The organism is Streptomyces chartreusis (assembly GCF_008704715.1).
GTDB lineage: Bacteria > Actinomycetota > Actinomycetes > Streptomycetales > Streptomycetaceae > Streptomyces > Streptomyces chartreusis.
In genome coordinates this window covers 2,515,966-2,529,901 of the sequence record NZ_CP023689.1, presented here as the reverse complement: position 1 = coordinate 2,529,901, position 13,936 = coordinate 2,515,966, and the positions used below count along the sequence as shown (strand labels likewise).

At 69.2% G+C, this 13,936-nt stretch carries 13 protein-coding genes; 9 read left to right on the top strand and 4 right to left on the bottom strand.

The window, feature by feature from the left end; all coding sequences use genetic code 11:
- Positions 1-113 precede the first annotated feature (113 nt).
- The 4 genes from CP983_RS10565 (at position 114) to CP983_RS10550 (ending at position 3,453) form a co-directional block, all read left to right on the top strand.
- Complete coding sequence (locus CP983_RS10565; RefSeq protein WP_150499421.1) at positions 114-1,271, top strand: ROK family transcriptional regulator; 1,158 nt, start codon at positions 114-116, stop codon at positions 1,269-1,271.
- Between the two features lie 88 nt (positions 1,272-1,359).
- The gene (locus CP983_RS10560; RefSeq protein ID WP_125524617.1) at positions 1,360-1,857 is read left to right on the top strand and encodes a CAP domain-containing protein; all 498 of its coding nucleotides are present in this window, start codon (positions 1,360-1,362) and stop codon (positions 1,855-1,857) included.
- A gap of 18 nt (positions 1,858-1,875) precedes the next feature.
- Complete coding sequence (locus CP983_RS10555; RefSeq protein ID WP_150499419.1) at positions 1,876-2,706, top strand: glycoside hydrolase family protein; 831 nt, start codon at positions 1,876-1,878, stop codon at positions 2,704-2,706.
- Positions 2,707-2,760: 54 nt separating this feature from the next.
- Complete coding sequence (locus CP983_RS10550; RefSeq protein WP_150499418.1) at positions 2,761-3,453, top strand: DNA/RNA non-specific endonuclease; 693 nt, start codon at positions 2,761-2,763, stop codon at positions 3,451-3,453.
- 77 nt (positions 3,454-3,530) lie between these two features.
- On the opposite strand, the gene CP983_RS10545 is transcribed toward CP983_RS10550, so the two are convergent.
- From CP983_RS10545 to argG, 3 genes are all read right to left on the bottom strand, one after another.
- Positions 3,531-5,060, bottom strand: coding sequence for a helix-turn-helix domain-containing protein (locus CP983_RS10545; protein WP_150499417.1), 1,530 nt, complete (start codon positions 5,058-5,060; stop codon positions 3,531-3,533).
- Between the two features lie 65 nt (positions 5,061-5,125).
- A complete protein-coding gene (locus tag CP983_RS10540) occupies positions 5,126-5,323 on the bottom strand; it encodes a DUF4236 domain-containing protein (RefSeq protein ID WP_093747609.1) in 198 nt (65 codons plus the stop codon).
- 184 nt (positions 5,324-5,507) lie between these two features.
- On the bottom strand, positions 5,508-6,962 hold the full coding sequence (gene argG / locus CP983_RS10535; RefSeq protein WP_107907620.1) for an argininosuccinate synthase: 1,455 nt from the start codon (positions 6,960-6,962) through the stop codon (positions 5,508-5,510).
- A 271-nt stretch (positions 6,963-7,233) separates the two neighbouring features.
- On the opposite strand from argG, the gene acnA reads away from it, so the two are divergent.
- Positions 7,234-9,948, top strand: a complete 2,715-nt coding sequence (acnA, locus tag CP983_RS10530) for an aconitate hydratase AcnA (protein ID WP_150499416.1) — start codon at positions 7,234-7,236, stop codon at positions 9,946-9,948.
- Between the two features lie 241 nt (positions 9,949-10,189).
- Positions 10,190-11,737 carry a sensor histidine kinase gene (locus CP983_RS10525; protein ID WP_150499415.1) on the top strand — a complete coding sequence of 516 codons (1,548 nt, stop codon included), beginning with the start codon at positions 10,190-10,192 and terminating at the stop codon, positions 11,735-11,737.
- Here CP983_RS10525 and CP983_RS10520 read toward each other — a convergent pair.
- Entirely contained in the window at positions 11,721-12,221 is a 501-nt protein-coding gene (locus CP983_RS10520) for a GNAT family N-acetyltransferase (protein ID WP_176575134.1), read from the bottom strand. The two genes, CP983_RS10525 and CP983_RS10520, sit on opposite strands and share 17 nt — an antisense overlap.
- Before the next feature lie 146 nt (positions 12,222-12,367).
- Between CP983_RS10520 and CP983_RS10515 the strand changes: the two genes are divergently transcribed.
- The 3 genes from CP983_RS10515 (at position 12,368) to CP983_RS10505 (ending at position 13,925) form a co-directional block, all read left to right on the top strand.
- Entirely contained in the window at positions 12,368-12,742 is a 375-nt protein-coding gene (locus tag CP983_RS10515) for a VOC family protein (protein WP_163017045.1), read from the top strand.
- Between the two features lie 68 nt (positions 12,743-12,810).
- Entirely contained in the window at positions 12,811-13,359 is a 549-nt protein-coding gene (locus CP983_RS10510; RefSeq protein ID WP_150499414.1) for a GNAT family N-acetyltransferase, read from the top strand.
- 191 nt (positions 13,360-13,550) lie between these two features.
- Positions 13,551-13,925 carry a roadblock/LC7 domain-containing protein gene (locus CP983_RS10505; RefSeq protein WP_030954228.1) on the top strand — a complete coding sequence of 125 codons (375 nt, stop codon included), beginning with the start codon at positions 13,551-13,553 and terminating at the stop codon, positions 13,923-13,925.
- The last annotated feature ends 11 nt before the right edge of the window (positions 13,926-13,936 follow it).

Here is a 13,936-nt window from a genome sequence, read left to right as displayed (position 1 = left end):
AGAACGGTCCCTACTTTCCTCTTTGCGGCGGCCGGGGTCCGCCGCGGGGAGGGGGAGAAGTGCCGAACGCGACACACAACACCACGTGGGCACGGGGACAGTACGGGGACCGGATGCTGCGCCTGCTCCGCGAGTTCGGCCCGCTGACACGGAGCGAGCTGGGGGAGCTGTCAGGACTGTCGCGCACCACGCTGTACGAGGTCGTCAGCAGGCTCGTGGACAGTGGCCAGGTGATCGCCGCGGTGCCGGACAGCACTCGTCGCGGGCGGGGCCGCCCGGCGGAGAAGCTGATTCCGAACCCGGAGGCCGGCCGGGTGCTCGGGATCGATTTCGGGCGGCGGGCTGTTCGCGTGGTCGCGGTGGCGGGGGACCGCGACGACTTGGAGCACCAGGACGCCATCAGTACAGCGAGCGAAGCGCATTCCCCAACGGCTCAGTGGCCGGACCGTATTGTCATCGCACGTCGGCTCGTCGGCACCCTGACCGGCGGACGACTGCGACTCGATGCCCTGAACGCTGTGGGAGTCGCGGTGACGGGCCCGGCGACCGACGCGCGCGCCCCGCTCGACCGGCGGGCCATGGCGGTGATGATGGGCCGCAGCTTGGGCACCCGGGTGCGGATCGACAACGCAGCGCGCCTCGCGGCCCTGGCCGAGACGGTCTGGGGCGCGGCCCACGGACAGCGAGACGTGCTGTACCTGGAACTCTCGGACCCTGTCGGCGGGGCGCTGGTGAGTGGTGGCGTGCTGCACCGCGGCGCACACGGCCGGTCGGGGGAGTTCGGGCACATCACCGCGGAGCCCGGGGGCGCGAAGTGCCCCTGCGGTGGGCGGGGTTGTCTGCAGACCGTCGCCTCGACCACGGCCATGCTGGACGCGTACCGACCCGGGGCGGACCTACCTGACCTGCTGGCCGCGTTGGGTTCCGGAGATCCGGCCGCCCATGCGGTGCTACGCCGGGCAGGCACCTACGTGGGAAGGGTCCTGGCGGGTCTGGTCAACGCGCTCGAACCCGGCATCGTCGTCGTGGGCGGCGAACTCGTCACCGCCGGCCCGACCCTGCTGGAGTCGGTACGGCGTGAACTGCTGGCGAACGTCGTACGGTGCGGCTCGCGCCCGTCGCCCCTCGTCCGGCCCGCGGAGTTGGGCGACCATGCCGCCGCCCTCGGAGCCGCGTCACTCCTGCGGCAGCCCGGCAGGGATCCTTCGCATTCCGCCGGAAAAGGACTCGATACGGGGGTCAGGATATCGGGCGGATTGCGCGCGAATTAAAGGCCGGCAGAACCGGATTAAATTGACCGCATTCAATCTGGAATGGAAAGCTCGAATGAGAGCTCCTACCAGATGGGAACGGAAAAGAATGCGCATATCCAGGTACCTCGCCACGGTTCTTACGGTCACCGCGGCCACCACCACTCTGTCGGCCACCTCCGCCGCCTCGGCATCGGCGGCACCGTCCGCTGGATCGCTGCGAGCCGGCGTGTTCAAGCTGACGAACGCCGAACGGGTCAAGGCCGGTTGCCCCAAGCTGAAGTACAACTCCGCGCTCGCCAAGGCCGCCCAACGGCACTCGGCGGACATGGCCAGGCACAACTTCGTCGACCACGTCGGCTCCGACGGCAGCACCATGGTGACCAGGGCCAGGGCGGCAGGCTACACCGGCTTCAGTGCGCTCGCGGAGAACGTCGCCGCCGGTGAGAGGAGCGCCGCCGCGGTCGTGAGGGGCTGGATGAATTCCCCCGGGCATCGGGCCAACATTCTCGACTGCTCGCTCAAGCACCTGGGCGTCGGCTACGTGAAGAAGGCCGGTACCGCGCACGGGACGTACTGGACGCAGGACTTCGGCGCCAAGTTCTGACACGGGAGCGTGGAAGCCATGCGCAAGCTGCGCCTACTCGTGGTGCTGCTGGCCGCCCTGACCATGCTCGCCTCCACCGGGAGCAACCGGGCCGACGCGAGCGCATCCACCGCCGCTGCGAAGAAGAAGGGCGTCAGCGCCTGGAAATTCAACGGCGTCACCGGGGCGATGGCCGACGCGAACGTCGGCTGGTTCTACACCTGGGCCTCGGACAAGCAGCAGATCAAGCCCCCGTCCGGCGTCGAGTTCGTACCCATGATCTGGGGCCGTGAATTCGTGACCGAACAGCATCTCGGACGAGCCAAGGCGCAGGGCAGGACCCTGCTCGGGTTCAACGAACCGGACCGGGCGGACCAGGCGGGGATGTCCGTGAAGGAGGCCCTCGATCTGTGGCCCCGGCTGCAGTCGACCGGAATGCGTCTCGGAGCACCCGCGGTGGCCACCGGCGGTGACCTCGCCGGCGGTTGGCTCGACCGCTTCATGAAAGGCGCCGCCGCCCGCGGCTACCGGGTCGACTTCATTCCCCTGCATTGGTACGGCTCGGACTTCAATGCCCAAGCTGCGACAGGTCACTTGAAGAGCTATCTCCGTGCCGTGCACCAGCGCTACAAGAAACCCATCTGGCTGACCGAGTACGCGCTGATCGACTTCTCCAGTGGTACGCCGAGGTATCCGACCAAGGAACGGCAGGCCGCCTTCGTGAAGAAGTCGACCGCAATGCTGGAGAAGCTGCCGTACGTCAAGCGGTATGCGTGGTTCACGCTTTCCACGGAGCGAGGCCATGGCAGCGGCCTCTACAACGGCACGCAGGCCAACCGCGTGGGTGCCGCCTACCGCGCTGCGCGGTAGCGAGACGCCTCTTCTCTTTCATTCCCTCTCTTCTCTTCTCAGGAAGGACGCGAAATGCGCGATCGTCAGCCCACTGGACGTGTCCTGGCGGTACTGGCCGCCACTGCCTCTCTCGCCGTGATGGCGGGCGCCGGCTCGTCGGCCCACGCCGACACCGGGTCCTCGGACGGGGCTCAGGCCGTACAGGTCAATGCGACGGGCGCGGCGGAGATCCCCTGTGCCAAGTACCTCCAGAAGAAGCACACTTATCGGACGAACCCCGCGGGCCCCTCCTGGCAGACCTACAAGACAGACAAGCTTGGCAGGCCGGCCGACGCCGAGATCCGGGTCGGGGCTGTGGATCGGGATCCCAGGCTCGGCCTGTGCGAGGCGGTCGTGGGTGAGTGGGGCGGTCCCGGGCAGGTTGGCGCGCGGATGATTCCCGCCGGCGTCAAGGGTGCGGGCCACCGCGCCAATGTCGTCCCGGTCGCCAAGTCGGCCGACAGGATCCTGAAGGCCGTGGAGCGCAAGACCCTGCGGTGCAACGCGGGCTACAAGATCGTCACCCTCGGGGTCACCGCCCATTACAAGAAGAACGACGACGGAGTTGTTCCGTCCAGGTTCAGTGTTTCCCTCGAGGTGAAGAACCGCGCCATCGAATTCGGCGCGAACTCGTTCCTGGCGTTCGACAACAAGGAGTACACCAAGGCCGGCGAGCGCAGGCTGCTTGACTCGCTGGCCGACCAGGTGGAAGCGATGCGCTGCTGAAGTCCCAAAAAAGCCGCCGCACCCCATCCCGGCCTGCTGAGCAGCAGGCCGGGATGGGGTGCGGCGGCTTCCGTCGGTCAGATGTCCCGGAAGATCTCGATCTGCGCCCCGATCGAGTTCAGGCGCTCGGCGAGGTCCTCGTAACCCCGGTTGATGACGTACACGTTCCGCAGGACCGACGTGCCGTCCGCTGCCATCATCGCGAGGAGGACGACCACGGCGGGGCGCAGGGCCGGCGGGCACATCATCTCCGCGGCGCGCCAGCGAGTCGGGCCCTCGACCAGGACGCGGTGGGGGTCCAGCAACTGGAGGCGGCCGCCGAGGCGGTTGAGGTCGGTGAGGTAGATCGCCCGGTTGTCGTAGACCCAGTCGTGGATCAGCGTCTTGCCCGACGCCACCGCGGCGATCGCCGCGAAGAACGGGACGTTGTCGATGTTCAGGCCCGGGAAGGGCATGGGGTGGATCTTGTCGATCGGCGCCTCCAGCTTGGAGGGACGGACCGTGAGGTCCACCAGGCGCGTACGGCCGTTGTCGGCGAAGTACTCCGGCGTGCGGTCGTGGTCGAGGCCCATCTCCTCCAGGACCGCCAGCTCGATCTCCAGGAACTCGATCGGCACGCGACGAACCGTCAGCTCCGACTCGGTCACCACGGCGGCGGCCAGCAGGCTCATCGCCTCGACCGGGTCCTCGGAGGGGGAGTAGTCGACGTCCACGTCGATGTTCGGCACACCGTGCACCGTCAGCGTCGTCGTGCCGATGCCCTCGACCCGGACCCCGAGCGCCTCCAGGAAGAAGCAGAGGTCCTGGACCATGTAGTTGGAGGAGGCGTTGCGGATGACCGTGACGCCGTCGTGCCGCGCGGCGGCCAGCAGCGCGTTCTCGGTCACGGTGTCGCCGCGCTCGGTCAGCACGATCGGCCGGTCGGGACGTACGCCCCGGTCCACCACCGCGTGGTACTGCCCCTCGGTCGCCGCCACGTCCAGGCCGAAGCGGCGCAGCGCGATCATGTGCGGCTCGATGGTCCGCGTACCGAGGTCGCAGCCGCCGGCGTACGGCAGCATGAAGCGGTCCATGCGGTGCAGCAGCGGACCGAGGAACATGATGATCGAGCGGGTGCGCACGGCGGATTCGGCGTCGATCGCCGCCATGTTCAGCTCGGCCGGCGGCACGATCTCCAGGTCGACGCCGTCGTTGATCCAACGGGTGCGCACGCCGATGGAGTTGAGCACCTCCAGCAGGCGGTACACCTCCTCGATGCGGGCGACCCGGCGCAGCACTGTGCGCCCCTTGTTGAGCAGCGAGGCGCACAGCAGTGCCACGCAGGCGTTCTTGCTGGTCTTGACGTCGATCGAACCGGACAGCCGACGTCCGCCGACGACCCTCAGATGCATCGGACCGGCGTAACCCAGCGACACGATCTCGCTGTCGAGGGCTTCACCGATTCGGGCGATCATCTCAAGGCTGATGTTCTGGTTGCCGCGCTCGATGCGATTGACGGCGCTCTGTGAGGTGCCGAGCGCCTCGGCCAGCTGTGCCTGTGTCCAGCCACGGTGTTGCCGGGCGTCACGGATGAGCTTGCCGATGCGTACGAGGTAGTCGTCTGCCATGAGGTTGAGGCTATCTCAGATATGAGATGGCACATTCTCAGGGGGGCCATTCGGGTGACGTGCCGTCAACGCCGCCTGGCGGTACGGGTGCGGCGCCATCCGAAAGGTCCGGGCAAATCCATCGATGTCGTACGGCGTCCGGTGCTGCTGTGGGTGTGTCGCGGGCCGTTCCTGCCGCCCGTGGTGATGGACCAGGAGCGCCGGTTGATGTTCAGCCGCACGCCGGGCAAGATGCGAAAACTCTTACGAAATGTCAGGGGCATGGATGCTCCTTCCGGGGTCCGGGGTCCGGGGTCCGACGTTCGACGTCGGGTGTGTATCTCTCGGTTACCCCGACTCGGCCGCCTGATGGCACGTCGGAATGCCGGAAGGGAATGCCGGAAGGGCCTGCTCGACGCCGTGTGCGTCGAACAGGCCCTTCCAGTGGTCCGTCCCCTGTCCGGTATGTCAGTCCGTGCCGGACTCCATCGCCGCGCGGTCCAGGAGCGCGTCCTCCTCGGAGACCTCGCCGCGGGAGGCGATGGCCTCGGCGCCGCCCTCGGGCAGCTCCGGCATGGTGCCGATCAGACCGGTCGCGGCCGCCTGGGAGGCGCCGACGGTGGGGCTGCCGGTGCCGATCAGGCCGAGGCCGACGTACTGCTCCAGCTTGGCGCGCGAGTCGGCGATGTCGAGGTTGCGCATGGTGAGCTGGCCGATCCGGTCCACCGGGCCGAACGCCGAGTCCTCGGTGCGCTCCATGGAGAGCTTGTCCGGGTGGTAGCTGAACGCCGGGCCGGTCGTGTCGAGGAGGGAGTAGTCCTCGCCGCGCCGCAGCCGCAGCGTCACCTCGCCGGTGACGGCCGCGCCGACCCACCGCTGGAGCGACTCACGGATCATCAGCGCCTGCGGGTCCAGCCAGCGGCCCTCGTACATCAGCCGGCCCAGCCGCCGGCCCTCGTTGTGGTACTGGGCGAGGGTGTCCTCGTTGTGGATCGCGTTGACGAGGCGTTCGTACGCGGCGTGCAGCAGGGCCATGCCCGGCGCCTCGTAGATGCCGCGGCTCTTGGCCTCGATGATCCGGTTCTCGATCTGGTCCGACATGCCGAGGCCGTGCCGGCCGCCGATGGCGTTGGCCTCCATCACCAGGTCGACGGGGGAGGCGAACTCCTTGCCGTTGATCGTGACGGGGCGGCCCTGCTCGAAGCCGATCGTGACGTCCTCGGGGGCGATCTCGATGGACTGGTCCCAGAACTTCACGCCCATGATCGGCTCGACGGTCTCGACGCCGGTGTCCAGGTGCTCCAGGGTCTTGGCCTCGTGGGTGGCGCCCCAGATGTTGGCGTCCGTGGAGTACGCCTTCTCCGTGGAGTCCCGGTAGGGCAGCCCGTGGGCGAGCAGCCACTCCGACATCTCCTTGCGGCCGCCGAGCTCGGTCACGAAGTCCGCGTCGAGCCAGGGCTTGTAGATCCGCAGGTTCGGGTTGGCGAGCAGGCCGTAGCGGTAGAACCGCTCGATGTCGTTGCCCTTGAAGGTCGAGCCGTCGCCCCAGATCTGGACGTTGTCCTCGAGCATCGCGCGCACCAGCAGCGTGCCGGTGACGGCACGGCCCAGCGGCGTGGTGTTGAAGTACGCCCGCCCGCCGGAGCGGATGTGGAACGCGCCGCACGTCAGCGCGGCCAGGCCCTCCTCGACGAGGGCGGCACGGCAGTCGACCAGGCGCGCGACCTCGGCGCCGTAGGCCTTGGCGCGCCCGGGCACCGAGGCGATGTCGGGCTCGTCGTACTGGCCGATGTCAGCGGTGTAGGTGCACGGGACGGCGCCCTTGTCGCGCATCCAGGCGACCGCGACCGAGGTGTCGAGACCGCCCGAGAAGGCGATGCCGACGCGCTCGCCGGAGGGGAGGGAGGTGAGGACCTTGGACATAGGAAGAGTATGCATCACGATGCATGGTCATGCAAAGGGGGTATGCGGAATCCAGGAAAAGAGGCATGCCGAAGCCCCAGGCATGACCATCCCGGCCCCATGTACTAGAGTTATCTCGACATCGAGATATCTGCCGAGGTGCACCGCAGCCGCGCGGGGTCACCGATCCAACGGTAAGGGTTACCTAACTTAGCCTTACCTTAGCGGATCGGCCAAGATGCCGTGGCGGCAGGATCGTGGTGGTACGCGCACATCAATGAAGGAGACTGTCGTGTCGGCGAACAGCTTCGACGCCCGCAGCACGCTGCAGGTGGGCGACGAGTCGTACGAGATCTTCCGGCTGGACAAGGTCGAGGGCTCCGCGCGCCTCCCTTACAGCCTGAAGGTGCTGCTGGAGAACCTCCTCCGCACCGAGGACGGCGCGAACATCACCGCCGACCACATCCGCGCCCTCGGCGGCTGGGACTCCCAGGCCCAGCCGTCGCAGGAGATCCAGTTCACGCCGGCCCGCGTGATCATGCAGGACTTCACCGGCGTGCCCTGTGTCGTGGACCTCGCGACCATGCGTGAGGCCGTCGCGGCGCTCGGCGGCGACCCGGCGAAGATCAACCCGCTCTCCCCGGCCGAGATGGTCATCGACCACTCCGTCATCGCCGACAAGTTCGGCACGAACGATGCCTTCAAGCAGAACGTCGACCTGGAGTACGGCCGCAACAAGGAGCGCTACCAGTTCCTGCGCTGGGGCCAGACCGCGTTCGACGACTTCAAGGTCGTCCCGCCGGGCACCGGCATCGTGCACCAGGTGAACATCGAGCACCTCGCGCGCACGGTCATGGTCCGTAACGGCCAGGCGTACCCCGACACCCTCGTCGGCACCGACTCGCACACCACCATGGTCAACGGCCTCGGCGTCCTCGGCTGGGGCGTCGGCGGCATCGAGGCCGAGGCCGCCATGCTCGGCCAGCCGGTCTCCATGCTCATCCCGCGCGTCGTCGGCTTCAAGCTGACCGGTGAGCTCCAGCCCGGCACCACCGCCACCGACCTCGTGCTGACCATCACCGAGATGCTCCGCAAGCACGGCGTCGTCGGCAAGTTCGTCGAGTTCTACGGCGAGGGCGTCGCCGCGACCTCCCTCGCCAACCGCGCCACCATCGGCAACATGTCGCCGGAGTTCGGCTCCACCGCCGCGATCTTCCCGATCGACGACGAAACCCTGAACTACCTGCGTCTGACCGGCCGTTCCGACCAGCAGGTCGCGCTCGTCGAGGCGTACGCCAAGGAGCAGGGCCTCTGGCTGGACCCGAAGGCCGAGCCGGACTTCTCCGAGAAGCTGGAGCTCGACCTCTCCACGGTCGTCCCCTCCATCGCCGGCCCGAAGCGCCCGCAGGACCGCATCGTCCTCGCGAACGCCGCCGAGCAGTTCAAGACGGACGTCCTGAACTACGTCGCCACCGCCGACGAGGCGGGCGAGGAGTCCTTCCCGGCCTCCGACGCCCCGGCCGCCACCAACGGCGTCCCGAGCAACCCGGTCGTGGTCACCGCCCCCGACGGCTCGACCTACGAGATCGACCACGGCGCGGTCACCGTCGCGGCCATCACCTCCTGCACCAACACCTCGAACCCGTACGTCATGGTCGCCGCCGCGCTGGTGGCCAAGAAGGCGGTCGAGAAGGGCCTGACCCGCAAGCCGTGGGTCAAGACCACCCTCGCCCCGGGTTCCAAGGTCGTCACCGACTACTTCGACAAGGCGGGCCTGACCCCGTACCTCGACAAGGTCGGCTTCAACCTCGTCGGCTACGGCTGCACCACCTGCATCGGCAACTCCGGTCCGCTGCCGGAGGAGGTCTCCAAGGCCGTCAACGACCACGACCTCGCGGTCACCTCGGTCCTCTCCGGCAACCGGAACTTCGAGGGCCGGATCAACCCCGACGTCAAGATGAACTACCTGGCCTCCCCGCCGCTGGTCGTCGCGTACGCCCTCGCGGGCTCCATGAAGGTGGACATCACCCGTGACGCCCTGGGCGCCGACCAGGACGGCAACCCGGTCTTCCTGAAGGACATCTGGCCCTCCGAGGCCGAGGTCAACGACGTCGTGGCGAACGCCATCGGCGAGGACATGTTCTCCAAGTCCTACTCCGACGTCTTCGCGGGCGACGCCCAGTGGCAGGCCCTGTCGATCCCGACCGGCAACACCTTCGAGTGGGACGCGGAGTCGACCTACGTCCGCAAGCCCCCGTACTTCGAGGGCATGACGATGGAGACCACCCCGGTCTCGGACATCGCCGGCGCCCGCGTCCTGGCCAAGCTGGGCGACTCGGTCACCACCGACCACATCTCCCCGGCCGGTGCCATCAAGGCCGACACCCCGGCCGGCAAGTACCTCACCGAGCACGGTGTGGAGCGTCGTGACTTCAACTCCTACGGCTCGCGCCGAGGCAACCACGAGGTCATGATCCGCGGCACCTTCGCCAACATCCGCCTGCGCAACCAGATCGCGCCGGGCACCGAGGGCGGCTACACCCGCGACTTCACCCAGGCCGACGCGCCGGTGTCGTTCATCTACGACGCCTCGCAGAACTACCAGGCCGCCGGCACCCCGCTGGTCATCCTGGGCGGCAAGGAGTACGGCTCCGGCTCGTCCCGCGACTGGGCCGCCAAGGGCACCGCGCTGCTCGGCGTCAAGGCCGTCATCACCGAGTCGTACGAGCGCATCCACCGCTCGAACCTCATCGGCATGGGCGTCCTGCCGCTCCAGTTCCCGGCCGGCCAGAACGCCGACTCGCTGGGCCTGACCGGCGAGGAGACCTTCTCCATCACCGGCGTGACCGAGCTGAACGAGGGCACCACCCCGAGCACGGTCAAGGTCACCACCGACACGGGCGTCGAGTTCGACGCGGTCGTCCGCATCGACACCCCCGGTGAGGCCGACTACTACCGCAACGGCGGCATCATGCAGTACGTGCTGCGCAGCCTGATCCGCAAGTAAGCGGTACGGCACGGCAGTTGAGGGCCGCATCCCCGATCACCGGGGATGCGGCCCTTGTCGTTCTCGTCCCGTGACATCGCCGGGGCTCAGCCGGAACACAGGGTTCCCCCAGCCCGCCGGGACAGGATCGGGACATGACCGGCATCGCAGGGCCTCGAACCGCACACGTCCGTGCGCTCATGGCCGACGACGGGCTCGTGCACGGAACCGGCCACGCCATCAGGCTGCCGGAGAACGGCGGATGAGCGCCCGGCGGCGCCCGCGCTCCCTGCGCACGCGCCTGCTCGTGCTCATCGCCACGGCCCTCGTCGCCGTATGCGCCGCGATGGCGCTGACCACCGTGTTCGTCCAACGCGCCTATCTGCTCGACAACCTCGACGACCGGGTCCACGACGCCGCCGGACGCAGCCTGGGCGGCGCCCGCCAGCACCCCGGGCCGGCGGACGACCTGAGCTTCCTGGAGAACGGGCACCCAGCCGGCATGCTCGCCGCCCGGCTCGACACCGACGGCGACATCCTCGCCGCCGGGGTCGTACGCCGGGACGCCGCGCCGCGCGCGCTCACCGACGCCCAGCGGACGGCCCTGGCGGGCGTCGCCACCGACGGCTCGATACACACCGCGACCGTCCCGGACCTCGGCACCTACCGGCTCACCGTCGCCCGGAGCGGCGGAATCCGGGTCCTCGCGGGCCTCCCGATGGACGACGTACAGGACATGATCAGCGGCATGGTCGTGGTCGAGGCGGTCGTCGCGGTGGCCTGCCTCGCCGTCGCGGGCGGCCTGTGCGCGGTGGTCGTACGACGTCAGCTGCGGCCTCTCGGCCGGGTCGCCGCCACCGCGGCCGAGGTCTCCCGCGCGCCGCTCGACCGGGGCGAGGTCACCGGCATCGCCCGCGTCCCGGCCCGGGACACCGACCCCGCCAGCGAGGCCGGGCAGGTCGGCGCCGCCCTCAACCGCATGATCGAGCACGTCGAGTCCTCCGACACCGCGCGCCGGCGCACCGAGGAACGCATGCGCCGCTTCCTCGCCGACGCCGGCCACGAACTGCGCACCCCGCTCGCCTCGATCGCGGGCTACGCCGAACTCATGAACCGCGGCACCGGCCCCGTCGAACCGCTGCTGGCCTGGCGCCGCGTCTTTGCCGAGTCCGCGCGCATGACCGGCCTGGTGGAGGACCTGTTGCTGCTGGCCCGGCTGGACGAGGGCAGACCCCTGCACTGCGCAGAGGTCGACATGGCGGCACTGGTCGCCGAGGCGGTCCGGCACGCGCAGGCCGTCGGCGGCGGACACGACTGGCGGCTCGAACTCCGCCCGGACGACACCCCGCCGGTCCTCGGCGACGAGGCCCGGCTGCACCAGGTGGTGGCCAACCTGCTGGCCAACGCGCGGATGCACACGCCCGCGGGCACGAGGGTCGTCGCGGTCGTGGAGACCGGGGGCGACCGGTGCGTCGTACGCGTCCGCGACGACGGCCCCGGCATCCCGCCCGCCCTGCTCCCGACGGTCTTCGACCGCTTCACCCGCGCCGACACCTCCCGCGCCCGGAGCAACCCGCACGACGGCGGCTCCGGGCTGGGCCTCGCCGTCGTGACGGCGATCGTCACGGCGCACGGCGGGCACATCGAGGTCACGAGCGAACCGGGCCGGACGGAATTCACCGTACGGCTGCCGCTCGCGGCGGAGCGGCGGTACTGGCCCGACGATGGCCGGCAGCGTCGCCCGGCTGGGACAGTAGCGACGATGGCCGGCAGCCGGGAGGCTTCGGGGTCGGTCAGTCGGCCCTGGTGAGTTCCTTGCCGTAGCAGATCTCGACATACGGACCGGCGCAGTACGCCGGGATCTCGCGGTAGCCGTGGCGGACGTAGAGCGAGCGGGCCTCGATCAGGTCCAGACGGGTGTTGAGGACCATCCGGGAGGCGCCGAGCTGCCGTGCCTCGGCCTCAAGCAGCCCCAGCAGCAGACCGGCGCCCTTCCTGCCGCGGAAGGCGGGGCGCATGTACACGCGCGTGAGCTCGGCGAGCCCGGGGTCCAGCATCAGCAGACCGCCGCAGGCGGCGGCCTCGCCGTCGAACCGGCCCACCACGAACTGCCCCGTGGGCGGGGTGAGCAGCTCCACGCCGTCACCGGCCAGGCCCTCGTCGATCTCCTCGGAAGTCGCGGGCCGCTTCCAGTAACGGCTGGCGACCTCGTCGTAGTAGTCGCGGCGCAGAGCGGTCGCGTCCGCCGTGTCGAAGGGTTCTGGAGCCAGCTGCCAGGAGGTCGTAAGGGTCATGACAGTGCTATAGCCGGGGCGAGCCCCCGGTACCAACCGGTTTTGCGGTGCGGCGGCAGGCCCGTGCGCGGGACGGTGCGGACGTTTCCGGGAGCACGGTTCGGGGAGTGGGGTGGGAGACGATCGATGAGCGAGGAGCGTCGGAAGTGATTCGAAAGCTGCAGGCGATCGCGCTGGACTGCGCCGATCCGGTACGGCTGGCCGAGTTCTACGCGGAGCTGCTCGGCGGCCGGGTGGTCGCCGACCCCGATGACGCGGACTGGATCGAGGTGCACGGGTTCGAGGGGACGCCCCTGGCCTGCCAGCGGGTGGACGGCTACCGACCGCCCGAGTGGCCCGGCCAGGAGCGCCCGCAGCAGCTCCACCTGGACTTCGACGTCGACGACCTCGAAGGGGAGGAGAAGCGGGCGCTGGCCCTCGGGGCGACCGTGCTGGAGCGCACGGACCAGCTCCGCCCGGAGGCCAACTGGCGGGTCTACGCGGACCCGGCGGGCCACCCGTTCTGCCTCTGCTTCCACTGAGCCCCGGCCGGCTGACCCGGCCTTCTAATCGTTTGCCGAGGGCCGGACCGGTCGGATAGGAAGCCTGCATGCTGAAGGGCGACAAGGTCGGGCTGAGGGCCCGCCACGAGGACGACATACCGGTTCTGCTGACCGAGCTCTACGACGACGTGGTCAACTCCTCGCGGGCCGAGAGCGGGCCGTGGCGGCCGATCAGCCCCGGCTCGAAGGACCCGCGGCTCGTGGTGGACGACAAGGAGCAGGGACACGTCCCGTTCTCCGTGGTGGAGCTGGACGGCGGCTCGCTGATCGGCACCGCGACGCTGTGGGGCATCGACAACCACAACCGGTCCGCGCACATCGGGCTCGGCCTGCTGCCGTCCGCGCGCGGCAAGGGTTACGGCACCGATGTGGTCGCGGTGCTGTGCCACTACGGATTCGTCGTACGCGGCCTGCGGCGGCTCCAGATCGAGACGCTCTCGGACAACGCCGCGATGCTGCGCTCCGCCGAGCGCAACGGCTTCGTCCGCGAGGGCGTGCTGCGCTCCTCGGCCTGGGTGATGGGCGAGTTCCTGGACGAGGTACTGCTCGGGCTCCTCGTCCAGGACTGGAAGCCGGGCCCCGGCCCGAGAGGCTAGGGCGTCAACTTCACTTCCCGTCACGGCACTTGCGGTCAATCGAACGGTCGCTTCGCGACGTCGTTCGGTCGTCAGAGATCAGTCCCAAAGACTTCCCGCTCGCGCGCCGACGGCGTGCCTACGGTCCGGACACCGAGGCGGGTCGGCCGGTGCCGGCCCGCCGCAGTCGAAGGCACGCAATGGGAGGCGCAGTGGCGAGTGTGGAAGTGTCGTTGAAGGAGATGATGGCCGGGGTCGAGGGAGCGCTGGGAGCCGCCGTCGTCGACTACACCAGCGGAATGGCCCTGGGCACGCTCGGTGGGGGCAAGGACCTGGACCTGACCGTCGCCGCGGCCGGGAACACGGATGTCATCCGGGCCAAGGTCCGCACCATGGAGCAGTTGGGCCTCAAGGGCCGGATCGAGGACATCCTGATCACGCTGGACCGGCAGTACCACGTGATCCGCCTGGTGACCGGCCGTACGGGCAACGGACTGTTCCTGTACCTCGTCCTCGACAAGGGCAACTCGAATCTGGCGATGGCCCGCCACCAACTCAAGCGCGTGGAGGAGGCGATCGAGATCTAGCGCGCTCGAAG